At 72.7% G+C, this 22,924-nt stretch carries 25 protein-coding genes; 9 read left to right on the top strand and 16 right to left on the bottom strand.

Annotated features, from left to right (window positions below; genetic code table 11):
• Positions 1 to 4: 4 nt before the first annotated feature.
• The gene (gene fabG, locus ACIA5F_RS27150; protein WP_399357348.1) at positions 5 to 724 is read right to left on the bottom strand and encodes a 3-oxoacyl-[acyl-carrier-protein] reductase; all 720 of its coding nucleotides are present in this window, start codon (positions 722 to 724) and stop codon (positions 5 to 7) included.
• A 145-nt stretch (positions 725 to 869) separates the two neighbouring features.
• Between fabG and ACIA5F_RS27145 the strand changes: the two genes are divergently transcribed.
• The 3 genes from ACIA5F_RS27145 to tyrS all read left to right on the top strand — a co-directional run bounded on the left by ACIA5F_RS27145 (position 870) and on the right by tyrS (position 5,178).
• Positions 870 to 2,432 (top strand): TldD/PmbA family protein, encoded by a 1,563-nt coding sequence (locus ACIA5F_RS27145; RefSeq protein WP_399357346.1) that lies wholly within the window; start codon positions 870 to 872, stop codon positions 2,430 to 2,432.
• Complete coding sequence (locus ACIA5F_RS27140) at positions 2,429 to 3,847, top strand: metallopeptidase TldD-related protein (RefSeq protein WP_399357344.1); 1,419 nt, start codon at positions 2,429 to 2,431, stop codon at positions 3,845 to 3,847. The genes ACIA5F_RS27145 and ACIA5F_RS27140 overlap by 4 nt, the downstream gene beginning before the upstream one ends.
• A 62-nt stretch (positions 3,848 to 3,909) precedes the next feature.
• Entirely contained in the window at positions 3,910 to 5,178 is a 1,269-nt protein-coding gene (tyrS, locus tag ACIA5F_RS27135; RefSeq protein ID WP_399357342.1) for a tyrosine--tRNA ligase, read from the top strand.
• Positions 5,179 to 5,292: 114 nt separating this feature from the next.
• Here tyrS and ACIA5F_RS27130 read toward each other — a convergent pair whose 3' ends face one another.
• A complete protein-coding gene (locus ACIA5F_RS27130; protein ID WP_399357340.1) occupies positions 5,293 to 5,568 on the bottom strand; it encodes a GlsB/YeaQ/YmgE family stress response membrane protein in 276 nt (91 codons plus the stop codon).
• Positions 5,569 to 5,745: 177 nt separating this feature from the next.
• Here ACIA5F_RS27130 and ACIA5F_RS27125 point away from each other — a divergent pair, with 177 nt between their 5' ends.
• On the top strand, positions 5,746 to 6,078 hold the full coding sequence (locus tag ACIA5F_RS27125) for a DUF3099 domain-containing protein (RefSeq protein WP_399357338.1): 333 nt from the start codon (positions 5,746 to 5,748) through the stop codon (positions 6,076 to 6,078).
• A 146-nt stretch (positions 6,079 to 6,224) separates the two neighbouring features.
• Entirely contained in the window at positions 6,225 to 6,497 is a 273-nt protein-coding gene (locus ACIA5F_RS27120; protein WP_399357336.1) for a hypothetical protein, read from the top strand.
• 50 nt (positions 6,498 to 6,547) lie between these two features.
• Here the strand turns inward: ACIA5F_RS27120 and moaA are convergent, their stop codons facing one another.
• The 3 genes from moaA to ACIA5F_RS27105 form a co-directional block, all read right to left on the bottom strand.
• Positions 6,548 to 7,537, bottom strand: a complete 990-nt coding sequence (gene moaA / locus ACIA5F_RS27115) for a GTP 3',8-cyclase MoaA (RefSeq protein ID WP_399357334.1) — start codon at positions 7,535 to 7,537, stop codon at positions 6,548 to 6,550.
• 176 nt (positions 7,538 to 7,713) lie between these two features.
• Positions 7,714 to 9,333 (bottom strand): cation acetate symporter, encoded by a 1,620-nt coding sequence (locus ACIA5F_RS27110; protein ID WP_399357400.1) that lies wholly within the window; start codon positions 9,331 to 9,333, stop codon positions 7,714 to 7,716.
• A 44-nt stretch (positions 9,334 to 9,377) separates the two neighbouring features.
• Positions 9,378 to 9,743, bottom strand: coding sequence for a DUF485 domain-containing protein (locus ACIA5F_RS27105; RefSeq protein WP_399357332.1), 366 nt, complete (start codon positions 9,741 to 9,743; stop codon positions 9,378 to 9,380).
• A 255-nt stretch (positions 9,744 to 9,998) separates the two neighbouring features.
• On the opposite strand from ACIA5F_RS27105, the gene ACIA5F_RS27100 reads away from it, so the two are divergent.
• Positions 9,999 to 11,546, top strand: coding sequence for a S8 family peptidase (locus ACIA5F_RS27100; RefSeq protein ID WP_399357330.1), 1,548 nt, complete (start codon positions 9,999 to 10,001; stop codon positions 11,544 to 11,546).
• A 122-nt stretch (positions 11,547 to 11,668) separates the two neighbouring features.
• Here ACIA5F_RS27100 and ACIA5F_RS27095 read toward each other — a convergent pair whose 3' ends face one another.
• The 3 genes from ACIA5F_RS27095 to ACIA5F_RS27085 form a co-directional block, all read right to left on the bottom strand.
• Complete coding sequence (locus ACIA5F_RS27095; protein ID WP_399357328.1) at positions 11,669 to 12,712, bottom strand: zinc-dependent alcohol dehydrogenase family protein; 1,044 nt, start codon at positions 12,710 to 12,712, stop codon at positions 11,669 to 11,671.
• A 30-nt stretch (positions 12,713 to 12,742) separates the two neighbouring features.
• Positions 12,743 to 13,375, bottom strand: a complete 633-nt coding sequence (locus ACIA5F_RS27090; protein WP_399357398.1) for a lysoplasmalogenase — start codon at positions 13,373 to 13,375, stop codon at positions 12,743 to 12,745.
• A gap of 71 nt (positions 13,376 to 13,446) precedes the next feature.
• Positions 13,447 to 14,544 (bottom strand): sterol desaturase family protein, encoded by a 1,098-nt coding sequence (locus tag ACIA5F_RS27085; protein ID WP_399357326.1) that lies wholly within the window; start codon positions 14,542 to 14,544, stop codon positions 13,447 to 13,449.
• 290 nt (positions 14,545 to 14,834) lie between these two features.
• Here ACIA5F_RS27085 and ACIA5F_RS27080 point away from each other — a divergent pair, with 290 nt between their 5' ends.
• From ACIA5F_RS27080 to ACIA5F_RS27070, 3 genes are all read left to right on the top strand, one after another.
• Positions 14,835 to 15,809 (top strand): DEDDh family exonuclease, encoded by a 975-nt coding sequence (locus ACIA5F_RS27080; protein ID WP_399357324.1) that lies wholly within the window; start codon positions 14,835 to 14,837, stop codon positions 15,807 to 15,809.
• Positions 15,810 to 15,901: 92 nt separating this feature from the next.
• Complete coding sequence (locus ACIA5F_RS27075; RefSeq protein ID WP_399357322.1) at positions 15,902 to 16,687, top strand: SURF1 family protein; 786 nt, start codon at positions 15,902 to 15,904, stop codon at positions 16,685 to 16,687.
• A 9-nt stretch (positions 16,688 to 16,696) separates the two neighbouring features.
• Entirely contained in the window at positions 16,697 to 17,452 is a 756-nt protein-coding gene (locus ACIA5F_RS27070) for an SDR family oxidoreductase (RefSeq protein WP_399357320.1), read from the top strand.
• 56 nt (positions 17,453 to 17,508) lie between these two features.
• On the opposite strand, the gene amaP is transcribed toward ACIA5F_RS27070, so the two are convergent.
• From amaP to ACIA5F_RS27030, 8 genes are all read right to left on the bottom strand, one after another.
• A complete protein-coding gene (amaP, locus tag ACIA5F_RS27065; protein WP_399357318.1) occupies positions 17,509 to 18,066 on the bottom strand; it encodes an alkaline shock response membrane anchor protein AmaP in 558 nt (185 codons plus the stop codon).
• Between the two features lie 4 nt (positions 18,067 to 18,070).
• Positions 18,071 to 18,652, bottom strand: a complete 582-nt coding sequence (locus ACIA5F_RS27060; RefSeq protein ID WP_399357315.1) for a DUF6286 domain-containing protein — start codon at positions 18,650 to 18,652, stop codon at positions 18,071 to 18,073.
• Positions 18,649 to 19,026: a hypothetical protein gene (locus ACIA5F_RS27055; protein WP_399357313.1), complete on the bottom strand. Its 378-nt coding sequence runs from the start codon at positions 19,024 to 19,026 to the stop codon at positions 18,649 to 18,651. Before ACIA5F_RS27055 ends, ACIA5F_RS27060 begins: the two co-directional genes overlap by 4 nt.
• 7 nt (positions 19,027 to 19,033) lie before the next feature.
• Complete coding sequence (locus tag ACIA5F_RS27050; protein ID WP_399357311.1) at positions 19,034 to 19,225, bottom strand: hypothetical protein; 192 nt, start codon at positions 19,223 to 19,225, stop codon at positions 19,034 to 19,036.
• 30 nt (positions 19,226 to 19,255) lie between these two features.
• The gene (locus ACIA5F_RS27045) at positions 19,256 to 19,687 is read right to left on the bottom strand and encodes an Asp23/Gls24 family envelope stress response protein (protein WP_399357309.1); all 432 of its coding nucleotides are present in this window, start codon (positions 19,685 to 19,687) and stop codon (positions 19,256 to 19,258) included.
• Between the two features lie 144 nt (positions 19,688 to 19,831).
• Positions 19,832 to 20,611, bottom strand: coding sequence for an enoyl-CoA hydratase/isomerase family protein (locus ACIA5F_RS27040; RefSeq protein WP_399357307.1), 780 nt, complete (start codon positions 20,609 to 20,611; stop codon positions 19,832 to 19,834).
• Between the two features lie 134 nt (positions 20,612 to 20,745).
• Entirely contained in the window at positions 20,746 to 20,967 is a 222-nt protein-coding gene (locus tag ACIA5F_RS27035; protein ID WP_005319113.1) for a helix-turn-helix domain-containing protein, read from the bottom strand.
• A gap of 356 nt (positions 20,968 to 21,323) precedes the next feature.
• The gene (locus ACIA5F_RS27030; protein WP_399357305.1) at positions 21,324 to 22,922 is read right to left on the bottom strand and encodes an ABC-F family ATP-binding cassette domain-containing protein; all 1,599 of its coding nucleotides are present in this window, start codon (positions 22,920 to 22,922) and stop codon (positions 21,324 to 21,326) included.
• Positions 22,923 to 22,924: the final 2 nt, after the last annotated feature.

Here is a 22,924-nt window from a genome sequence, read left to right as displayed (position 1 = left end):
GTGATCAGTGACCCATGCCCAATCCGCCGTCAACGGGAATGACGGCTCCGGTGATGTACGCGGCGTCGTCGGACGCCAGGAAACGCACGGCTGCCGCGATCTCCTCGGGCTGCGCGTAACGGCCGAGCGGCACCTGGCCCACGATGCCCGCGCGCTGCTCGTCGGTGAGCACCTTCGTCATGTCGGTGTCCACGAAACCGGGGGCGACCACGTTGAAGGTGATGTTGCGGGAGCCCAGCTCACGGGCGAGCGAACGGGCGAACCCGACCAGGGCCGCCTTGGAGGCGGCGTAGTTGGCCTGTCCCGCCGAGCCGAGCAGTGCGACGACCGAGGAGATCAGGACGACGCGGCCCTTCTTGGCACGGAGCATGCCGCGGTTCGCGCGCTTGACCACCCGGAAGGTGCCGGTGAGGTTGGTGTCGACGACCGAGGCGAAGTCCTCCTCGGACATCCGCATCAGCAGCGTGTCCTTGGTGATGCCGGCGTTGGCCACCAGCACCTCGACCGCGCCGTGCGCGTCCTCGATCTCCTTGTACGCCTGCTCCACCTGGCCGGAGTCGGTGATGTCGCAGCGGACCGCCAGGACGCCCAGGGAGGTGAGCGCCTCCGGCGGCTCGCCCGAGCGGTACGTGATCGCGACCTTGTCTCCGGCCTCCGCGAAGGCACGGGCGATGGCGAGGCCGATGCCCCGGTTTCCTCCGGTGACGAGAACCGAGCGGCTCAACGGATCACCCTTTCGCTAGCGGTCTGAATACCAAAAACCTATAGGTCGTACCCCTTGTACGGAGAATCGGTCCCCGACAGGGCCTCGGTACCGGCTCTGTCGAGTCCCTACAGAAAGATGTAGTCACACAGGCCCTGGTCACGACATGATCGGGGCGACCGGTCCCGACTCCGGGAGGACTCCCGTGCCCCATTCCATCGACGCGGCCTTCACCGCGCTGCCCTTGCGGGCGCTCGCCGACGCGGCGCTCGCCCGGGCCCGCGCGCTGGGCGCCGACCATGCCGACTTCCGGCTGGAGCGCGTCCGCAGTGCCGCCTGGCGGCTGCGGGACGCCAAGCCCGCGGGCAGCTCCGACACCACCGACCTCGGGTACGCGGTCCGCGTGGTGCACGGGGGCAGCTGGGGGTTCGCCTCCGGGGTGGACCTGACCATGGACGGCGCCGCGAAGGTCGCCTCGCAGGCCGTGGCGATGGCCAAGCTGTCGGCCCAGGTGATCAAGGCCGCCGGTTCCGGTGAGCGCGTGGAGCTGGCCGACGAGCCGGTGCACGCCGACCGGACCTGGATCTCCGCCTACGACGTGAACCCCTTCGAGGTGCCGGACGCCGAGAAGGCCGCGCTGCTCGCCGACTGGAGCGCCCGGCTGCTGGCGGCCGACGGGGTGGCCCACGCGGACGCCTCGCTGCTCGCCGTGCACGAGAACAAGTTCTACGCCGACACCTCGGGCACCTCCACCACCCAGCAGCGGGTGCGCGTCCACCCGCAGCTCACCGCCGTCGCCGTGAACACCACCACCGGCGAGTTCGACTCGATGCGCACCCTCGCCCCGCCCGCCGGGCGCGGCTGGGAGTACCTGACCGGCACCGGCTGGGACTGGGACGACGAGCTGGAGCGCATCCCCGGGCTGCTCGCCGAGAAGATGCGCGCGCCGAGTGTCGAGGCCGGGCGTTACGACCTGGTCGTGGACCCGTCCAACCTGTGGCTCACCATCCACGAGTCCATCGGCCACGCCACCGAGCTGGACCGGGCGCTGGGGTACGAGGCGGCGTACGCGGGGACCTCCTTCGCCACCTTCGACCAGCTGGGCACCCTCGCGTACGGCTCCCCGATCATGAACGTGACGGGCGACCGCACCGCGGAGCACGGGCTGGCCACCATCGGCTTCGACGACGAGGGCGTCGAGGCGCAGAGCTGGGACCTGGTCAAGGACGGTGTCCTGGCCGGCTACCAGCTGGACCGCCGGATCGCGAAGCTGACCGGCCTCGGGCGCTCCAACGGCTGCGCCTACGCGGACTCCCCCGGGCACGTCCCGGTCCAGCGGATGGCGAACGTGTCGCTCCGGCCGGACCCGGACGGGCTCTCCACCGAGGAGCTGATCGGCGGGGTGGAGCGCGGGATCTACGTGGTCGGTGACCGCTCCTGGTCGATCGACATGCAGCGCTACAACTTCCAGTTCACCGGGCAGCGGTTCTTCCGGATCGAGAACGGCCGGCTGGCCGGGCAGCTGCGCGACGTCGCGTACCAGGCGACGACCACCGAGTTCTGGGGTTCGATGGAGAAGCTCGGCGGGCCGCAGACCTATGTCCTGGGCGGCGCCTTCAACTGCGGCAAGGCCCAGCCGGGGCAGGTCGCGGCGGTCTCGCACGGCTGCCCGTCCGCGCTCTTCCGTGACGTCAACATTCTGAACACCACGCAGGAGGCCGGGCGATGAGCACGCTTTCGGGCAAGCGCGGCACCAGGCCGCACGAGATCGTCGAACGGGCGCTGGAGCTGTCCACCGCGGACGGCTGCGTCGTCATCGCCGACGAGGAGTCCAGCGCCAACCTGCGCTGGGCGGGCAACTCGCTCACCACCAACGGGGTCACCCGCGGCCGGACCCTCACCGTCATCGCCACGGTCGACGGCGCCCAGGGCACGGCCTCGGGGGTCGTGTCCCGCTCCGCCGTCACCGCCGCCGACCTGGAGCCGCTGGTCAGGGCCGCCGAGGCCGCCGCGCGCGCGGCGGGACCGGCCGAGGACGCCCAGCCGCTGGTCACCGGGACCCCGGCCGCCCCCGGTTTCACCGAGGCCCCGGCCGAGACCTCCTCGGCCGTCTTCGCGGAGTTCGCCCCGGCCCTCGGCGAGGCCTTCGCCCGCGCCCGCGCGGGCGGCCGGGAACTGTACGGCTTCGCCAACCACGAGCTGGTCTCCACGTACGTGGGCACCTCGACGGGGCTGCGGCTCCGCCACGACCAGCCCACGGGCACCCTGGAGCTCAACGCCAAGTCCTCTGCGACTGCCGATGGCCGTTCGCGTTCGGCCTGGGCCGGGCGCTCCACCCGGGACTTCACGGACGTGGACCCGACCGTGCTCGACGCGGAGCTGGCCGTCCGGCTGGGCTGGGCGGAGCGGAAGATCGAGCTGCCCGCCGGCCGGTACGAGACGCTGCTCCCGCCGACGGCCGTGGCCGACCTGCTGATCTACCAGATGTGGTCGGCGGCGGCCCGGGACGCGGTGGAGGGCCGGACGGTCTTCTCCAAGCCCGGCGGCTCCACCCGGATCGGCGAGAAGCTGTCCGGTCTGCCGCTGACCCTGCGCAGCGACCCGTACGCCCCGGGCCTGGAGTCGGCGCCGTTCGTGATCGCGCGCAGTTCCGGCGACGACGCCTCGGTCTTCGACAACGGCCTGCCGGTCCCGGCGACCGAGTGGATCAAGGACGGCGAGCTGGCCCGGCTGACCACCACCCGGCACAGCGCCGCCCTGACCGGGCTGCCGGTCGCCCCGGCCTTCGGGAACCTGCTGCTGGACGGGGGCGGCGACGCGTCGCTGGAGGAGATGGTGGCGGGGACGGAGCGGGGTCTGCTGCTGACCTGCCTCTGGTACATCCGCGAGGTCGACCCGGCGACGCTGCTGCTCACGGGGCTGACCCGGGACGGCGTCTACCTGGTGGAGGACGGGCAGGTCGTCGGGGAGGTCAACAACTTCCGGTTCAACGAGTCGCCGGTGGACCTGCTCTCGCGGGCCTCGGAGGCGGGCCGGACCGAGAAGACGCTGCCGCGCGAGTGGAGCGACTGGTTCACCCGGGCCGCGATGCCCGCGCTGCGCATCCCGGACTTCAACATGAGCTCGGTCAGCCAGGGGGTCTGACCGGCCTAGACTGAAGTGTTGCACCACAACCCACCTGACTGCATCGAAGGAGTCGAGAGACCGTGACGGACATCGTCGACGAACTGAAGTGGCGCGGGCTGTTCGCCCAGTCCACCGACGAAGAAGCGCTGCGCAAGGCGTTCGCGGACGGTCCGGTCACGTTCTATTGCGGCTTCGACCCGACGGCGGCCTCGCTGCACGTGGGGCACCTGGTGCAGGTGCTCACCGTGCGCCGGCTCCAGCTCGCCGGGAACCGGCCGCTGGCGCTGGTCGGCGGGGCCACCGGCCAGATCGGTGACCCGCGCCCGACCGCCGAGCGCACCCTGAACGATCCGGAGACCGTCGCGAACTGGGTGTCGCGGCTGCGCGGCCAGATCGAGCCGTTCCTCTCCTTCGAGGGGGAGAACGCGGCGGTCATGGTGAACAACCTGGACTGGACGGCGGGCCTGTCCGCCATCGAGTTCCTGCGGGACATCGGCAAGCACTTCCGGGTCAACAAGATGCTGACGAAGGACTCGGTCGCCCGGCGGCTGGAGTCGGACCAGGGCATCAGCTACACCGAGTTCAGCTACCAGCTCCTGCAGGGCATGGACTTCCTGGAGCTGTACCGGCGCCACGGCTGTGTCCTCCAGCAGGGCGGCTCGGACCAGTGGGGCAACCTGACGGCCGGGCTCGACCTGATCCACCGCCTGGAGCCGGACGCGCACGTGCACGCGCTGGCGACGCCGCTGATGGTCAAGGCGGACGGCACCAAGTTCGGCAAGTCCGAGAGCGGGGCCGTCTGGCTCGACCCGGAGATGACCACCCCGTACGCCTTCTACCAGTTCTGGCTGAACGTGGACGACCGGGACATCTCCGCCTACCTGCGCATCCTGTCCTTCCGCACCCGTGAGGAGCTGGAGGCGCTGGAGGCGCAGACCGCCGAGCGACCGCAGGCGCGCGCCGCCCAGCGGGCGCTGGCCGAGGAGCTGACCACGCTCGTGCACGGCGCGGACCAGTGCGCCGCCGTGATCGCGGCGTCGAAGGCGCTGTTCGGTCAGGGCGAGCTGGCGGAGCTGGACGAGGCCACGCTGGCCGCGGCCCTGTCCGAGCTGCCGCACGCCCGGGTCGGCGAGCTGACGCAGGTGGTGGACCTGTTCGCCGAGACGGGACTGGTCGCCAGCAAGTCGGCCGGGCGGCGGACCGTGAAGGAGGGCGGCGCCTACGTGAACAACGTGAAGGTCACCGCCGAGGACGCGGTCCCCGCGCGCGAGGACCTGCTGCACGGGCGCTGGCTGGTGCTGCGCCGCGGCAAGAAGAACCTGGCCGCGGTGGAGGTCACGGGCGCCTGACACCCCGGCGCACCGCGGGGGCGGGTACCGGCCGGTCGGCCGGTACCCGCCCCTGCGCCGTGCGCGCGCGGTACGGGCCGCGCGCACAGGTGGGCGGGCGGTGGGCGCCCGCCGTCAGGTCGTCCGTCTGTTGCCCCGCAGCGCGACGTAGACCACGTCACCGACCCCGACGACGACCACGGCCCCGACGAGCTGGAGCAGGTGCCTGATCCAGTCGATGCCCCCGGTGTCGTTGACCCCGATCCAGGTGGCGACGGCGTTGCCGAGGACACTGCCGAGCATGCCGAAGACAACGGTCAGCCAGAGGGGCTGGTGCTGTTTGCCCGGCAGGATGGCCCGGGCGATCAGACCCAGGACGAATCCGACGATGATGGCCCACAACCACTGCATGTCGAGCCTCCTCCCGGCGCGTTGTGCGCACGTGCGCCCAGTCTCGGGCCACCCGGCCCGCGGCGCATTCCGGACGGCCCCGTCCGGGGGACACCCGCCCTCCCCACGGCCGGTGCGGCGGCGTACCGTGGGAGGGTCCGGGCCGGGAGTGTCCGGCGGGTGATCGGGTGGTGGAGCGTGACACGGAAGAAGCGGAACGAGACCGGGGTCTTCCGGATCACCGGGGCGCGGATGGGGCTCGCCGAGGACGTGCGGGGACGCCAGCGCCGGTATGTCATCTCGATGATCATCAGGACCCTGTCGGTCATCGCGACCGTGGTCCTGTGGAACGTGGAACGCCACGTGGCGATCGTGACGCTCGTGGCCGGCGCCCTCCTGCCCTACATCGCGGTGGTCATCGCCAACGCCGGACGCGAGTCGACGCCCTCGCTCCCCTCGCACTTCGCACCCGCCCCGGTACGGCCCGCGCTGGAGCCCGGAGACCTGACCAAGAGCCCGGATCAATCATGACGTTCCGCTGCACCGTACTGGGTCCTGCGTGACATACTGCCTACGCGCTCCGCATCCCCCGTCGGAGCGACGGACCGACGCCGGGCAGCTCCCCCCGTGGCTGCTCGGCGTCGCCCTTCCGGCCGGGGGGTTTGTAGGGTTGAGGCGTGAACTCCCCTGAACTTCCCGGCGCTCCCGGCACCGACGGTCCCGGCACCGACGCACCCACCTGTTCCGCCAAGGGCTGCCGCGGGACGGCCGTCTGGGTGCTGGCCTGGAACAACCCCTCGCTGCACACGCCGGAGCGGCGCAAGACCTGGCTGGCGTGCGAGGAGCACCGCGAGCACCTCTCCCAGTTCCTGGGGGTCCGCGGCTTCCTCAAGGACGTCGTGGCGCTCGCCGACTGGGTGCAGCCGGAGGGCTCGGACCGCAGGCGCTGACCGCCCGTACCCCTGGCCGCGCTGCCCGCTGCCCGCCGGTCCCCGGGTCCTCAGCCGCCGATCGCGGACATCGGGCGGTCGGGCTGGAGGAAGGACGGGTCGTCGAGGCCCGATCCCGCCTTCTTGCCCCACATCGCCGCCTCCCACCGCCGGGCGATCTCCTCGTCCGGCGCGCCCGAGCGCAGGGCGGCCCGCAGGTCGGACTCCTCGGTGGCGAACAGGCACGTACGGATCTGGCCGTCGGCGGTGAGCCGGGTGCGGTCGCAGGCTCCGCAGAACGGGCGGGTGACCGAGGCGATGACCCCGACGGTGGCCGGGCCGCCGTCGACGAGCCAGCGCTCGGCGGGGGCGGAGCCGCGCTCGGCGGCGCCCTCCTCGGTGAGGGTGAAGCGGGTGCGCAGGGAGTCCAGGATGTCCCCGGCCGTGATCATGCCGTCGCGCTTCCAGCCGTGCTGGGCGTCGAGCGGCATCTGCTCGATGAAGCGCAGCTCGTAGGCGTTCTCCACGGCCCAGGCGAGGAGGTCGGGGGCCTCGTCGTCGTTGAGGCCCGGCATCAGGACGGCGTTGACCTTGACCGGGGTGAGGCCGGCGGCGCGGGCGGCTGCCATGCCGTCGAGGACGTCCCGGTGGCGGTCGCGCCGGGTGAGGGTCTTGAAGACCTCGGGCCGCAGGGTGTCCAGGGAGACGTTGACCCGGTCCAGGCCGGCGGCCTTCAGGGCCCGGGCGGTCCGCTTGAGGCCGATGCCGTTGGTGGTCAGCGACATCCGGGGGCGGGGTTCCAGGGCCGCGCAGCGCTCGACGATCCCGGTCAGGCCGGGGCGCAGCAGGGGTTCGCCGCCGGTGAAGCGGACCTCGGTGATCCCGAGCCGGGTCACGGCTATGCCGATCAGCCGGACGATCTCGTCGTCGCTGAGCAGGTCGGACTTGCCGAGCCACTGCAGCCCTTCCTCGGGCATGCAGTAGGTGCACCGCAGGTTGCACCGGTCGGTGAGCGAGACGCGCAGGTCGGTGGCCACGCGGCCGTAGGTGTCGCGAAGCATGGTGGGCCCCCTCCCCGGTCCGGTTCCGTCAGGTGCGCGCGGTCCTGGGCGGGCCGGTGCGCTGGGGTGGAGCCTACGCGACGCCTGTGGCGTGCAGAGGGGCCCGAAGGGGCGGGACGCACCGCGGCCACGTCCTAGGCAAGTACGACGTGGCCGCGGCGGGCGTCCGGACGGGGTCAGTGCGCCCCTGTCCCGGTGAGGGAGCGGACCTCCAGCTCGGCGAACTTCTGCGGGTCGGCCTTCTCCTTGGACAGGACGGTTCCCAGCCAGCCGAGGAGGAAGCCGAGCGGGATCGAGATGATGCCCGGGTTCTCCAGCGGGAACCAGAAGAAGTCGGCGTCCTTGAACATCGAGGTGGGCTTCCCGGAGACGACCGGGGAGAACAGCACCAGGACGACCGAGGAGACCAGGCCGCCGTAGATCGACCAGAGCGCTCCCCGGGTGGTGAAGCGCTTCCAGAAGAGGCTGTAGAGGATGGTCGGGAGGTTGGCGGAGGCGGCGACCGCGAAGGCGAGCGCGACCAGCCCGGCGACGTTCAGGTCGCGGGCGAGGGCGCCGAGGCCGATGGCGGCGGCGCCGATCACCACGGTCGACCAGCGGGCGGCCCGGACCTCCTCCTTCTCGGTGGCCTTGCCCTTGCGGATCACGTTCACGTAGAGGTCGTGCGCGAAGGACGAGGAGGAGGCGAGGGTGAGGCCCGCGACCACCGCGAGGATGGTGGCGAAGGCCACGGCGGAGATCACGGCGAGCAGGATCGCGCCGCCGGTGGAGCCCTCGCCGCCGCCGACGGCCTGGGCGAGCAGGGGCGCCGCGGTGTTGCCCGCCTTGTTGGAGGCCAGGATGTCGGCGCGGTTCAGCAGGGCCGCGGCGCCGAAGCCGAGGGCGATCGTCATCAGGTAGAAGGCGCCGATGATGCCGATGGCCCAGTTCACGGACTTACGGGCGGCGTTGGCGGTGGGCACGGTGTAGAAGCGGATCAGGATGTGCGGCAGTCCGGCGGTGCCCAGGACGAGGGCGAGGCCCAGCGAGACGAAGTCCAGCTTGGAGGTGGCGTCCTGGCCGTACTTGAGGCCGGGCTCCAGGAACTTGGCGCCCTGCCCGCTGTTCTCGGCGGCCTTGCCCAGCAGGTCGGAGATGTTGAAGTCGAACTTCATCAGCACCAGGAAGGTGATCAGCAGGGCTCCCGCGATGAGCAGGACGGCCTTGACCATCTGGACCCAGGTGGTGCCCTTCATGCCGCCGATGGTCACGTAGACGATCATCAGGAGGCCGACCAGGGCGACGACGGCCACCTTGCCGCCGTCACTGGTGATGCCCAGGAGCAGCGAGACGAGCACGCCGGCGCCGGCCATCTGGGCGAGCAGGTAGAAGATCGAGACGACGATGGTGGAGGTGCCGGCCGCGGTGCGGACGGGCCGCTGGCGCATCCGGTAGGCCAGGACGTCGCCCATGGTGTAGCGGCCGGAGTTGCGCAGCGGCTCGGCGACGAGCAGCAGCGCGACGAGCCAGGCGACGAGGAAGCCGATGGAGTAGAGGAAGCCGTCGTAGCCGAAGAGGGCGATGGCTCCGGCGATGCCGAGGAACGAGGCGGCGGACATGTAGTCGCCGGAGATGGCCAGGCCGTTCTGGAAGCCGGTGAACTGGCGTCCGCCCGCGTAGAAGTCGGCGGCGCCCTTGGTCTGGCGGCCGGCCCACACGGTGATGATCAGGGTGGCGACGACGAAGAGCCCGAAGAGGGTGATGATCAGCGGGCGGTGCTCGGTGGCACCGACGGCGACCGTCACCGGGTGGGTCAGGGCGTCCGGTGCGGCCGGGCCCGTCAGGAACAGGGCGGGGGCGCTCACTTCCCGGCCTCCATCCGTGCCTTGATGGCCCGTGCCTTGGGGTCGAGCTTCGCGGCGGCGTGGTGCGAGTACCACCAGGCGATGAGGAAGGTCGTCGCGAACTGGCCGAGGCCCAGCACGAGGGCGACGTTGACGTTGCCGAAGAGCTTGGTCCCCATGAAGCCGCCCGCGTAGTTGGACAGCAGGACGTAGAGCAGGTACCAGGCGATGAAGGCCACGGTGAGCGGGAAGGCGAAGGATCGGTAGGAGCGGCGCAGTTCGGCGAATTCGGCGCTCTGCTGGACGCTCATGAACTCTTCGGCCGTGGGGGTCGCCGGCGGCGAGCCCGCGCTGCCCTGCGGCGGCGCTGCTTCGGTGGTCACGGGGGGCTCTCCTTGTGACGCGGGTGCGGTGGGGACGACGGACAAAACAACCTCCGTGCGGGGGGACGACGTGCTGATTCCCCCTGACAACGGCACGGCCGACACATCGGGACGGTTCAACACCTGCTGTTTCTCTGAAAACTGGCCACTCGAACTGATGGCGCAAAGGGGAACGTCGGCACTAGATTCCCTTGTCATGGACCCGTCCTGGGTGACCGCACAGGACGGCTTTTTCGAAGATGATGTGGAGAACCCATGGCTCATCTGGGATTCGGCCGCCGGCGTGCCCTCGCCGTACCGGTCGGCCTGGCGCTCACCGCCTCGCTCGCCTTCCTGCCCTCGGCCGCGGCGTCAGCCGCTCCGCTGGGCAACACGGCGCAGACCGCGACGGCCTCGAAGCCCAGCACCTCCGGCCCCAAGCTGTCCTACGTGGCGAACCTGACCGCGTACGGCACGGTGAAGCAGGCCCGGAAGGCCATCGAGCGGGCCGGCGGAACGGTGGTGATCGCCCACGAGAAGATCGGGGTCGTCGTCGCGCATTCCCAGAACCCGGAGTTCGCCAAGGAGCTGCGGACCCAGCGCAGCCTGTTCGTGTCGGTCGGCGCCACCCGCACGGCCCCCCTCCAGACGGTGCAGACCACCGAGGAGGGCACGACGCAGCAGCTGAGCACGGCGGACGCCGCCAAGTCCGCGGCGAAGGCCGCGCCGGGCCAGGAGCCGCTGGAGCCCAACCAGTGGGACCTGCGGAAGATCAAGGCCGACCAGGCCCACGCCATCGACGACGGCAGCAGGAACGTCACGGTGGGCGTCATCGACACGGGCGTGGACGACACCCACCCCGACCTCGCCGCGAACTTCTCCAAGAGCCAGTCGGCCAACTGCGTCGGCGGTGTCCCGGACACCTCCGAGGGCGCGTGGCGTCCGTACGCCGACGGCAGCGACCACGGCACGCACGTGGCGGGCACCATCGGGGCCGCCCGTGACGGCGCCGGCATCAGCGGTGTCGCGCCCGGCGCCCGGATCGCCGCGATCAAGGTGAGCGAGCCCGGGACCAGCCTCTTCTTCACCGAGGCGGTCGTCTGTGGCTTCATGTTCGCCGCCGAGAAGGGGATCGAGGTGACCAACAACAGCTACTACGTCGACCCCTGGAACTTCAACTGCAAGACGGACGACGACCAGAAGGCGCTGGTGGAGGCCCTCACCCGGGCGAGCAAGTACGCCGAGCGCAAGGGCGTGCTGAACGTGGCCGCCGCGGGCAACTCGAACTGGGACCTGGCCGCCGACTCGATCGTCGACAACACCAGCCCCAACGACACCACTCCGGTGCCGCGCACCATAGACCCGAAGACCTGCCTGGACCTGCCCACCCAGCTCCCGGGCGTGGTCACGGTGACCTCGACCGGTGACCAGGGCCTGCGCTCGTACTACTCCAGCTACGGCCTGGGCGTCGCGGACGTCACCGCCCCCGGCGGCGACAAGTGGCAGGTCCCGGCCACGCCGGACGGCAACGGCCGCATCCTGTCCACCCTCCCGGGCGGTGGCTACGGCTACAAGCAGGGCACCTCGATGGCCACCCCGCAGGTCGCGGGTGTCGCGGCGCTGCTCAAGAGCGCGCACCCGAACGCGACGCCCTCGCAGCTCCAGGCGATGCTGAAGAGCCAGGCCACCAAGATGGCCTGCCCGGAGCAGATCTACGACGCCAAGGGCGTCCTGATCCCCGCCAACACCTGCGAGAGCAAGTGGGGCCAGACCGGCTACTACGGTCACGGCCTGGTCGACGCGCTGAAGGCCGTCAAGAAGTAACGCGTCCGACAGGACACGGCAGAACACGGCGGGCCGCCGCGGGCCGCGGCGGGCCGCGAAAAGAAAGGGGCCGGACGGGGACCATCCCCCGTCCGGCCCCTTCCCCGTGGGCCCCGTCCGGGTCAGGGCGTGATGAGCACCTTGAGCGCGCTGCGGTCGTCCATCGCGCGGTAGCCGTCGGGGACCTCGTCCAGGGACACCGTCCGGTCGAAGACGGGTGCCGGGTCGATCGCGCCGCTGAGCACGTCCGCCAGCAGCTCCGGTATGTAGGCGCGGACCGGGGCGACGCCGCCGCGCAGGGTGATGTTGCGGTCGAACATCACGCCGAGGTCGACGCCGGTGCCGCTGCCGTGCGGGACGCCGACGTAACCGACCGCCCCGCCGTCGCGGGTGATGTTCAGGGCGGTGCGCATCGACTCCTCGGTGCCGACCGCCTCGATGACCGCGTGCGCGCCCCGGCCCGCGGTGAGTTCGCGGACGGCGGCCACGGCGGCCTCGCCCCGCTCGGCGACGACGTCGGTGGCCCCGAAGAGCCGCGCGACGTCCGTACGGGCGGTGTGGCGGCCCAGGGCGATGATCCGCCCGGCACCCAGGCGCCGGGCGGCCAGGACGCCGCAGAGACCGACCGCGCCGTCACCGACCACGGCGACGGTGGAGCCCTCGCGCACGCCCGCGCCCAGCGCGGCGTGGTGCCCGGTGCCCATGACGTCGGAGAGCGCGAGCAGCCCGGTCAGGAGGTGGTCGTCGGAGGCGGCGTCGGCGGGCAGCTTCACCAGGGTGCCGTCGGCGTGCGGGACGCGCACGGCCTCGCCCTGCCCGCCGTCGGAGCCGACCGAGCCCCAGAACCCGCCGCGCGCGCAGGAGGTGTGGAGTCCCTCGGCGCAGTGGTCGCAGGTGCCGTCGGACCACATGAAGGGGGCGACGACGAGGTCACCGGCGCGCAGGCCCGAGACGGCGGAACCGGTCTCCTCGACGATGCCGAGGAACTCGTGGCCGATGCGCTGGCCGGGCTTGCGCGCGGACTCGCCCCGGTAGGCCCACAGGTCGCTGCCGCAGATGCAGGAGCGCAGGACGCGGACGACGGCGTCCTCGGGGCGCTGGATCGCGGCGTCGGGCACCTCCTCCACGCGGATGTCGTGCGGGGCGTGGATGACGGTGGCGCGCATGAGGGTGCAGTCCTCCGGGTCGGAAATGGTTCAGCTTTGTATGACCGGGTCCACGGTACGCCGCCCGCCGGCCCCGAGGACCCCGGTGACCAGGAGGTACTGGGCGGCCAGGTAGGTGGCCATGACCCAGAAGCCCGGCCGGAACGGCTGCGGCCACCCGGCGACGTCCATGGCGATGAGCGTGTCGGAGAGCAGGAACAGCGCCCCGCCCGCACCGGCCCGCAGCCCCAGGGCGGTGGAGCGGGCGGCCACGGCGGTGAGCAGCAGGCTGTACGCGGCCACGGGGACGCGCAGCCCGGCCGGCAGGTCGCCCCAGAGCGCGGTGACGGTGGCGACGAGGGCGACGGCGTACGCGGGCCCGGCCGTGGGGTGCCCCGGGCGCCTGCCGAGGAGGACGAGGTAGCAGACGTGCCCGGCGGCGAAGCAGCCCATGCCGGCCAGGAAGGCGGCCTCGGCGTCGAGGAGCAGGGCCAGGTCCCCGCACCAGCCGAGGGCCAGGGCCGCGGTCAGCAGCCGGGGCGCGCCGCGGGTGTGGGCGTACCCGAGGAGCAGCGGCATCAGCAGCGGCTTGGCGATGACGTGGCCGGGCCCCCAGCCGGCCAGCAGTGACCCCAGGTCGAGGGCGGCGGCGAGGGCGAAGCCGACGAGGGCGGCCCGGCCCAGGCGGGTCCGGGCGGCCGGTACGGGGGCGGCGGCCCCGGCGGGGACCGGGCGGCCGGGGAATTCTGCGGTACTCACGCGGTGGACTCCTGTACGGCCTGCGGACCGCCGTCGGGGGCGGGCGCGCAGGCGGGCGGTGGGACGGATACGGACGGGGACGCGGGGGCAGGCGGTGCGGGCGGTGCGGGCGGTGCGAACGCGGACGGTGCGGGCGGGGCCCCGGCGCCGGGGCCGTCGCCCGGCCGGTCGCGAACGTCGCCGCGAGGGGCATCATGAGGGGCGTCACGAACGCCGTCACACGCAACGCCGTCACACCTACCGTCACGCCCCTCGTGGCGGGCCGCGTCCGGCCGCCATCCGGGGCCGCGCAGGAGGTGGCCCGCCCGTTCGCGCCAGCCGTCCGCGGCCCGGAGGTCCCGGGCGAGGGCGGCGTACTCGTGGGTGGCGACCCGCAGCGGGTTGTGGGTGTCGATGTTCTTCGTCAGGCCGAAGACGGGCCGCTCGCCCTCCCCCGTCCAGGAGCCGAACGCCCGGTCCCAGACGATCAGTATCCCGGCGAAGTTGCGGTCCAGGTAGCCCCCTTGGGAGCCGTGGTGGACGCGGTGGTGGGAGGGGGTGTTGAAGAGGTACTCCACGGGGCGCGGCAGCCTGCCGACGCGCTCGGTGTGAATCCAGAACTGGTAGACGAGGTTGACCGCGTAGCAGAAGGCGACCACGGCCGGATGCACGCCGAGGGCGATCATCGGCAGGTAGAACGGCCAGGAGGTGACGCTGGTCCACGGCTGGCGCAGGGCGGTGGTCAGGTTGAACTTGCGGCTGCTGTGGTGGACGACGTGACAGGCCCACAGGACGCGGACGACGTGGTGGCCGCGGTGCTGCCAGTAGTAGAGGAAGTCCTGCGCGAGCAGGATCGGCGGGACCGTCCACCAGAGCAGGGGGACGCGCAGCGGGGTCAGTTCGTACACCGCCGTGCAGACGGCGGCGATGGGAATCTTCCAGAGGAAGTCGAAGGCGAGGCTGCCCAGCCCCATGCCGAGGCTGGTGACGGTGTCCTTGGCCGCGTACCCGGCGGCGTCCTCGTCGGGGTGGACGCGGTAGCTCACCAGCTCGACGGCGGTGAGCAGCGCGAAGGCGGGCACGGACCACAGCACGACATCCGGCAGGTTTGGCATGTCCGCACCATAAAGGCGACTCCAGGGCTGCCGCCAGGGGTTGTTACCGATCGGTATTCTTCGGTGTCACCGCAGGTACCCGCAGCCGGGCGAGGGGCGGGCGGAACCCACGCGGCTGACGGCCCGTCGGTCCGACGGGCCGTCGGACCGAGGCGCGCGGGCTCCCGCCGGGGTCTCGCCGAGGGGGCGCCGAAGGGTCCCGGGAGCCGGTGCGCGGCCGGTCGACGCCCGGTCCGCGCCCCGGGAAGGCCTGCGGGGGACCGGGCTGTCGGTGCGGGCCGATATCCTCTGTGACCATGCTCTACGACCGTACGACCGCAGAGGCGATGTGGCCGCCCGCGTACCCACAGGGGTACGCGGTCGTCGACGTCGAGACGACCGGGCTCGCTCGCGACGACCGGATAGTCTCCGCCGCCGTCTACCGGCTCGACGCACAGGGCAATGTCGAGGACCACTGGTACACCCTGGTCAACCCGCAGCGCGACCCGGGGCCGGTGTGGATTCACGGCCTGACCAGCGCCGTGCTCCAGGACGCCCCGCTCTTCGAGGACATCGCCGAGGAGTTCGCCGGACGGCTCGCGGACCGGGTGCTGGTCGCGCACAACGCCCTCTTCGACTGGCAGATGATCGCCCGGGAGTACGCGCGGGCCGCCGGGGCCGCGCCGGTCCGTCAGCGGCTGTGCACCATCGCCCTGTCGAAGGAACTGAACCTCCCGCTGCCCAACCACAAGCTGGCCTCGCTCGCCGCGCACTTCGGGGTGGTCCAGCAGCGCGCCCACAACGCGCTCGACGACGCCAGGGTCCTGGCGGAGGCGTTCCGTCCCTCGCTGCACGCCGCCGCGCGGGACGGCGTACGGCTGCCCCTGCTGGAGTGCCGGCCGCTGACGGAGTGGTCGGACTCCCCCGCCGCCCCGCGCGTCGGCTACCAGTCCTCCTACCGGGGCACGAGCTGGCGGCCCTCGCGCAGGCGCCCGGTGTGCCCGTACCCGAACCCGGGGCGTTTCGAGGACGGCAAGCCGCTCAAGCAGGGCATGCGGATCGCCTTCTCCGGTGACACCTCGGTGGACCGGGAGCTGCTGGAGGACCGCGCCGTCGAGGCGGGGCTGCACATCGCCACGAGCGTGTCCCGCCTCACGAGCCTGCTGGTGACCAACGACCCCGACTCGGCGACCTCCAAGACGGTCAAGGCCAAGTCCTTCGGCACCCCGGTCGTCGACGAGGCCGCCTTCACCCACCTGCTGCGGGACGTGGCGGCGGCCGGCTAGTGCTGTGACCGGAAAGGTTCACCGGCCGCGTCCGGTCCCGTACGGCCACCCGGCCGCCGGGACCGGTCCGGCGGGGGGGTACCGTCGTGGGCGTGTACCGCTTTGTGCTGACCCGGCAGTGGGTGTGCCTCACCCTCGTCGCCCTGGCCCTCGTCCCCGCCATGATCGAGCTGGGGTTCTGGCAGTTCCACCGCCATGAGCACCGGGTCGCGCAGAACCGGCTGATCGCGGCGAACCTGGAGGCGGAGCCGGCCCCCGTGACCGCACTCACCTCCCCCGGCCACACGGTGCCGCGCGCCGACTTCTGGCGGACGGTCACCGCGACCGGCACCTACGACCCCGCGCACGAGGTCGTCGTCCGGATGCGCACCTCCAACGACGACAAGGTCGGCTTCCACGTCGTGACCCCGCTCGTCCTCGGCGACGGCCGCGTGGTGCTGGTCAACCGGGGCTGGGTGGCGGGCGGCGCCGACCTCCGCGCCTACCCGCCGGTACCGGCCGCGCCCCCGGGCGAGGTGACCGTGACCGGCCGGCTGAAGGCCGACGAGACGACCGGCGGCAGCGGCATCAAGGACCGCAAGGGGCTGCCGGACCGCCAGGTGATGCTGATCAACAGCGCCCGGCAGGCGGAGTCCCTGGGCAGGCCCGTCCTCGGCGGCTACCTGGAACTGACCGCTCCGGCCCCGGTGGACGGCGGCCCCGAGCCGGTCGGCGAGCCCGACCACCGGTCGATCGGCGCGCACATGGCGTACGCGGTCCAGTGGTGGCTGTTCACGGCCGGGGTCCCGGTGGGCTGGGTGGTCCTCGTCCGGCGCGAGAAGCGCGACCGGGAGCAGGAGGCGGCCCGGGCCGCCGTGCGGGAGACGGCGACGGCGTAGCGTGTCGGCATGGATCTTGGACTGAAGGACCGTGTCTATGTCGTCACCGGGGCCACGCGCGGCCTCGGCCACGCCTGTGCCCGTGAACTGACCGCCGACGGCGCGAAGGTGGTGCTGACGGGCCGGGACGCCGCGCGCGCGGCATCGGCCGCCGCCGCGCTGGGCCCGAACGCGGTCGGCGTGGCGGCCGACAACGCCGACCCCGGGGCGGCCGGGCGGCTGATCGCCGCCGCGCGGGAGCACTTCGGGCGCTTCGACGGCATCCTCATCAGCGTCGGCGGACCCGCTCCGGGCTCGGCCGCGCAGAACACCGACGCCCAGTGGACGGCGGCCTTCGAGTCGGTCTTCCTGGGCGCCGTCCGGCTCGCCCGCGCCGCCGCCGCCGAACTGGGCGAGGGCGGGGTCATCGGCTTCGTCCTCTCCGGCTCGGTCCACGAGCCGATCCCGGGCCTGACCATCTCCAACGGGCTCCGCCCCGGCCTGGCCGGCTTCGCGAAGTCCCTGTCGGTGGAGCTCGGCCCGCGCGGCATCCGTGTCGTCGGGCTGCTCCCGGCCCGCGTCGACACCGACCGGGTGCGCGAGCTCGACGCCCTCTCCGGCGACGCGGCGGCGGCCCGCGCGGCCAACGAGTCCCGCATCCCGCTGCGGCGCTACGGCACCCCGGAGGAGTTCGGCCGCGCCGGGGCGTTCCTCCTCTCCCCCGCCGCCTCGTACCTGACGGGTGTGATGCTCCCGGTCGACGGCGGTTCCCGGCACGGCTTCTGACCGGCCGCGTCCACCGGGCCCGGCGGGTCGGGTCACCCGGCGCCGGGCCCGGTGGGTCAGGTCACCCGCCGGGCCCGGTGGGAGGCGGCCGTGAGACGGGCCTCCGCGGGCAGCGCGGGAAGCCCCGTCGAGCTGCGGGCGTGCGCCAGCACCGGGCCCGCGAGCCCGGCCAGGGCGTCGGCGGGGACGGCGTGCGGCTCCAGTTCCAGGGCGATCCGCAGGGACGGGGAGCCGCGCCGGCCGCGCAGCGCGACCCGGCAGCGGGCGACCCCGTCCAGCGCGCCCGCCTCCGCGGCCACCGCCGCCTCCAGCGCCCGCCCCCGCAGCAGGGCGAACGCGCCGTCCCCGGTGTCCACGACGAGCGCCGGCAGCCGTGAGCGCCGCAGCTGGGACAGGAGCCACCACAGCGCCAGCAGGACGCAGAGCGCGAGCCCGGCGAGGACCACCCACCGCCACCAGTCCTCGGCGTGTCCGTACCGGTGCCGGGCCGCCTCCGTCAGCAGCGGCGCGTGCCGGCCGGCCGGCGGCCACCAGCCCGTCAGCAGGGCGGCCCCGGTGGCCGTCAGGACGAGTCCGGCCAGCGCCAGCAGGGTCCGGTTCACCACCCCGAGCATCCCCTCACCCCTTTCCGCCGGCCCGGCCGACGCGCACCCTCGGCCGGGGCGGCCGGGCCAGGCCCAGTTCCCCGATGCCGACGGCGAGCACCGCGTCCAGGTCGGTCCGTACGTCGTCCAGGTCGCGGAAGTGCGAGGTGGCCCGGACCCGGACGCGGGAGCGGCCCACCCGGACCCGCGCCGACCGCACCCCGGACACCTCCATGGCCCGGTCGCGCAGCACCTGCGCGGCGGCCTTCCGGCCGAGCCCGGCCCGTACGGGGGCGCCCTGGTCCGGGGCCGCGCCGGGTGTCCGCATCGGCAGGAGCCCCCGCAGCCCGGGGGTGAGGGCCAGCAGCAGGAGCACCGCGCCGGCCGCGACGAGGACCCCGGCGCCCACCTGCACCGCCAGGTCGGCCGGGGTGTGCCGCTCCAGCTGGTGGGCCAGTTCGCGGCGCCAGCGCATGCCGGGCCGGTGGGCCCGTACGGCGGCCAGGTCGTAGAGGAAGAGGCCCGCCACCGCCAGGACGGCGAGGGCGGTGAGCGCGGCCGGAACGCGGCGGGCGGAGCGGAAGCGGGGGGCGGGCGCGGCGCCGGGGGCCGTCACCGCAGCCGCCGGTCCCGCCCGGCGGCGGCCCGGACGTCGGTGGGGTGCAGGTGCTCGATCTCGACGTCCACCTCGGGCACGGTCATGCCGGCGTACTCCTCGACCCGCAGGGCGACCTGGCGGCGCACGGCCGCGCAGCGGGCTGCGAGGTCCGAGGGGTAGTCCAGTTCCAGGCTCACCCGAACCCGTGCGATGTCGTGGTGCACGGTGACATCGGCGTGGGGGGAGGAGGCCTCCGGGAGTCCGCCCGCGCCTTCGGCGAGCGCTTCCCGGGCGGCCCGGGCCGCGATCTTGGCCACGACCCGGTCGGCGATGCGGGTGGCGCCCCGCTCGGCGGGGGCCACCCGGGGCGGTGGGGTCTGTGCCGGGGTCATCAGGGCCTCACCCGCGCCGGCCGTCGCGGCCACGGGGCCGGAAGAGATCGCCGGGTTCCAGGTCCCCGTCGAGGAACCTGCCGACGACGAAGCCGATGGCGCCGAGCGCCGCCACCAGCAGAAATGCTCCGAAGCCGCCGAAATACCCGGCGAATCCGAGTGCCATGCCGGCCACCAGGCCGACGACCGCCATGCTCATGCGGGCTCCTTTCGGCGGGACGGGACGCTGTTACTGGAGCCGGGGCTCCGGCTCGGCGTCCTCTTCGTCGGGCAGCTTCACGTCGCTGACCGCGATGTTCACCTCGACGACCTCCAGGCCCGTCATCCGCTCGACCTCCGAGATCACGTTCTCCCGTACGGCGCGGGCCACGTCACGGATCGACACGCCGTAGTCGACGACGATCTCCAGGTCGAGGGCGGTCTGCACCTCCCCGACCTCGGCCTTGACGCCCCGGCTGACGGCGGCCTTCGCGCCGCCGGGGACCCGGTCGCGGACGGCGCCGAAGGTGCGGGAGAGGCCGCTGCCGCTGCCCATGGCGTGGACGCCGGCCACCTCGCGGGCGGCCATTCCGGCGATCTTCTCGACCACGCCGTCGGCGATGCTCGTGCGGCCCCGGTCGGCGGGGTCCTTGGCGTGGCCCTTCGCTGCGGTTTCGGTCATCACGTGTCCCTTCGCGCGGTGCGGACTCCCCCACCACCGTAAGCGGGCGACCCCGTCACCGCTCCCGGTCGCTGCGCCGGTCGGCCGGTACCGGTCCCCCGGACCCCGCCCCGTGGCGGTACGGGACCGTCGGGGCCCGGGCCGTCAGTCGGAGAGGCCCGCCAGGTCGCGCAGACGGCGGGCCTGGGCGGCGCGCTCGGCGGCGCGCTGGCCGTCGTAGGTGCGGGTGTGCGCCGTCGCGAGCAGGGCCTTGGTCTCGATCACGGCGTCACGCGGCGGGGCCAGCAGGGCCGTGGTGAGGTCCTGGACGGCGGCGTCGAGTTCGTCCGCCGGGACGACGAGGTTGGCGAGGCCGGTCCGCTCGGCCTCCTCGGCCTGGACGAAGCGGCCCGTCGCGCAGATCTCCAGCGCGCGGGCATAGCCCACCAGGGCGGTCAGGGGCTGGGTCCCGGCGAGGTCGGGGACCAGACCGAGGCTGGTCTCGCGCATGGCGAACCGCACGTCGTCCGCGACGACGCGCAGGTCACAGGCGAGCGCGAGCTGGAAGCCGGCGCCGATCGCGTGCCCCTGCACGGCCGCGACGGAGACGAGGTCGTGGCGGCGCCACCAGGTGAACGCCTCCTGGTACTCGGCGATGGTCGCGTCCAGGGCCTCGTCCGACGCGCGCGCCAGGTCGAGGAGGGACGGCTCGCCCTCGAAGCCCTCGGGGGTGAACGCCTGCCGGTCGAGGCCGGCGGAGAAGGATGTTCCCTCGGCGCGCAGCACGACGACCCGGACGGTGCCCGGCAACGACCTTCCGGCCTCCGCCAACGCCCGCCAGAGCGCGGGGGACTGGGCGTTTCGCTTGGCCGGATTGGTCAGTGTCACCGTGGCGACCGTGTCGTCGGCGGTGAGCCGTACGCCGTCCTTGTCGAGCAGAGCCATCCGTGTGCCTCCGGTGTGCAGTCGGCCGCAGTCCGGCCTAAGTGACTGCACAGTAACCACCCGGCCGGTCCGAGGACAGGCCGGGGGGTCACCGAAGGAACCTCGGAAAACCGTTGCAACCGTTGGGAACAGGGTCAGGCCGAAGCAGCCTTCTTGCCGCGCGTCGCGCCTCCGCGACCACGCAGGACGACTCCGGACTCACTGAGCATCCGGTGCACGAATCCATAGGACCGGCCGGTCTCTTCGGCCAGCGCCCGGATACTCGCACCGGAGTCGTACTTCTTCTTCAGGTCTGCCGCGAGCTTGTCGCGCGCGGCGCCGGTAACCCGGCTGCCCTTCTTCAGAGTCTCGGCCACCCGTGCCTCCTCGTGGGAAGTGCGCTCTGGTCTTCTCATGATCACCCCTCCCCGGCTTCCTGGCCACCCATTCGGCAAGGTCGGTACGACGGCAATCCCCCGGAGGTGGACACCCGAGCAGAGCGGAATCCCTCTTTCCGTTAGGCGCGCTCGGCCGCTCTCTCCCGGGCCCTGAGTGAATTCCCAGGTCAGGGCCGGTCTGCCGGAAACCGGAAGGCCCCGGCCGCACACCCTCACGGGTGTGGCCGGGGCCTTCGGACGGCGTGCGGCGGTACGAGACCGTCTCACTCAGATGATGGATCACTCCTGAGCCGAATGATCCATAAGGAACTGGATCACGACCCGGCGGGGGCGGATCAGGCGAGGGCGACCAGGTCCCGGTAGTCCGGGCCCCACAGGTCCTCGACACCGTCCGGGAGCAGGATGATCCGCTCCGGCTCCAGCGCCTCCACCGCGCCCTCGTCGTGCGTGACGAGGATGACGGCGCCCTTGTACGTGCGCAGCGCGCCGAGGATCTCCTCGCGGCTGGCCGGGTCGAGGTTGTTGGTGGGCTCGTCCAGGAGCAGCACGTTCGCCGAGGAGACGACCAGCGTGGCCAGGGCCAGCCGGGTCTTCTCGCCGCCGGAGAGCACCCCGGCGGGCTTGTCCACGTCGTCCCCGGAGAAGAGGAAGGAGCCCAGGGTCTTGCGCACGGCGACCAGGTCCAGGTCCGGCGCGGAGGAGCGCATGTTCTCCAGGACCGTGCGCTCGGGGTCCAGGGTCTCGTGCTCCTGGGCGTAGTAGCCGAGCTTGAGCCCGTGGCCGGGGACGACCGTGCCGGTGTCGGGCTTCTCCGTGCCCGACAGCAGACGGAGCAGGGTGGTCTTGCCGGCGCCGTTGAGGCCGAGGATGACGACGCGCGAGCCCTTGTCGATGGCCAGGTCGACGTCGGTGAAGATCTCCAGGGAGCCGTACGACTTCGACAGGCCCTCGGCGGTCAGCGGGGTCTTGCCGCAGGGCGCCGGGTCCGGGAAGCGCAGCTTGGCGACCTTGTCGGAGACGCGGACCGCGTCCAGGCCCGACAGCAGCCGCTCGGCGCGCTTGGCCATGTTCTGCGCGGCGACGGTCTTCGTCGCCTTGGCGCGCATCTTGTCGGCCTGCGAGTTCAGGGCCGCGGCCTTCTTCTCCGCGTTCTGGCGCTCGCGCTTGCGGCGCTTCTCGTCGGCCTCGCGCTGCTGCTGGTAGAGCTTCCAGCCCATGTTGTAGACGTCGATCTGGGCCCGGTTGGCGTCCAGGTAGAAGACCTTGTTCACGACGGTCTCGACCAGGTCGACGTCGTGGGAGATCACGATGAAGCCGCCGCGGTAGCTCTTCAGGTAGTCGCGCAGCCAGACGACGGAGTCGGCGTCGAGGTGGTTGGTGGGCTCGTCGAGGAGGAGGGTGTCGGCGTCCGAGAAGAGGATGCGGGCCAGCTCGACGCGGCGGCGCTGGCCACCGGAGAGGGTGTGCAGCGGCTGGCCGAGGACCCGGTCGGGCAGGCCCAGGGCGGCCGAGATGGTGGCGGCCTCGGACTCGGCCGCGTAGCCGCCCTTGGTCAGGAACTCGGTCTCCTGGCGCTCGTACTGGCGCATCGCCTTCTCGCGGGTGGCGCCGGAGCCGGTGGAGATGCGCTCCTCGTTGATCCGCATCTTCTTGATCAGGACGTCGAGGCCGCGGGCGGAGAGGATGCGGTCGCGGGCCAGGACGTCGAGGTCACCGGTGCGCGGGTCCTGCGGGAGGTAGCCGACCTCGCCCGAGCGGGCGATGGCCCCGGCGGCGGGCTGACCCTCGCCGGCGAGGCACTTGGTGAGCGTGGTCTTGCCCGCTCCGTTGCGGCCGACCAGGCCGATGCGGTCGCCCTTGGCGACGCGGAAGGAGGCGGACTCGATGAGGACGCGGGCGCCGGCGCGCAGCTCGACGCCGGTGGCGGTGATCACGG

The sequence above is a fragment of the Streptomyces sp. NPDC051567 genome, assembly GCF_044454165.1.
Lineage (GTDB): Bacteria > Actinomycetota > Actinomycetes > Streptomycetales > Streptomycetaceae > Streptomyces.
Note: the sequence above shows the minus strand (reverse complement) of the source record. Positions and strands in the feature narration are given on the sequence as shown.

Bases quoted from the DNA above. Each gene is read 5' to 3' on its own strand.
- ACIA5F_RS27100 (WP_399357330.1), top strand. From the start codon at position 9,999: ATGGCTCATCTGGGATTCGGCCGCCGGCGTGCCCTCGCCGTACCGGTC.
- moaA (WP_399357334.1), bottom strand. From the start codon at position 7,537: ATGCTTCGCGACACCTACGGCCGCGTGGCCACCGACCTGCGCGTCTCG.
- ACIA5F_RS27095 (WP_399357328.1), bottom strand. From the start codon at position 12,712: ATGCGCGCCACCGTCATCCACGCCCCGCACGACATCCGCGTGGAGGAG.
- ACIA5F_RS27145 (WP_399357346.1), top strand. From the start codon at position 870: ATGATCGGGGCGACCGGTCCCGACTCCGGGAGGACTCCCGTGCCCCAT.
- ACIA5F_RS27040 (WP_399357307.1), bottom strand. From the start codon at position 20,611: ATGGCTCTGCTCGACAAGGACGGCGTACGGCTCACCGCCGACGACACG.
- ACIA5F_RS27050 (WP_399357311.1), bottom strand. From the start codon at position 19,225: ATGAGCATGGCGGTCGTCGGCCTGGTGGCCGGCATGGCACTCGGATTC.
- ACIA5F_RS27070 (WP_399357320.1), top strand. From the start codon at position 16,697: ATGGATCTTGGACTGAAGGACCGTGTCTATGTCGTCACCGGGGCCACG.
- ACIA5F_RS27130 (WP_399357340.1), bottom strand. From the start codon at position 5,568: ATGCAGTGGTTGTGGGCCATCATCGTCGGATTCGTCCTGGGTCTGATC.
- ACIA5F_RS27085 (WP_399357326.1), bottom strand. From the start codon at position 14,544: ATGCCAAACCTGCCGGATGTCGTGCTGTGGTCCGTGCCCGCCTTCGCG.
- ACIA5F_RS27140 (WP_399357344.1), top strand. From the start codon at position 2,429: ATGAGCACGCTTTCGGGCAAGCGCGGCACCAGGCCGCACGAGATCGTC.
- amaP (WP_399357318.1), bottom strand. From the start codon at position 18,066: ATGCTCGGGGTGGTGAACCGGACCCTGCTGGCGCTGGCCGGACTCGTC.
- ACIA5F_RS27045 (WP_399357309.1), bottom strand. From the start codon at position 19,687: ATGACCGAAACCGCAGCGAAGGGCCACGCCAAGGACCCCGCCGACCGG.
- ACIA5F_RS27055 (WP_399357313.1), bottom strand. From the start codon at position 19,026: ATGACCCCGGCACAGACCCCACCGCCCCGGGTGGCCCCCGCCGAGCGG.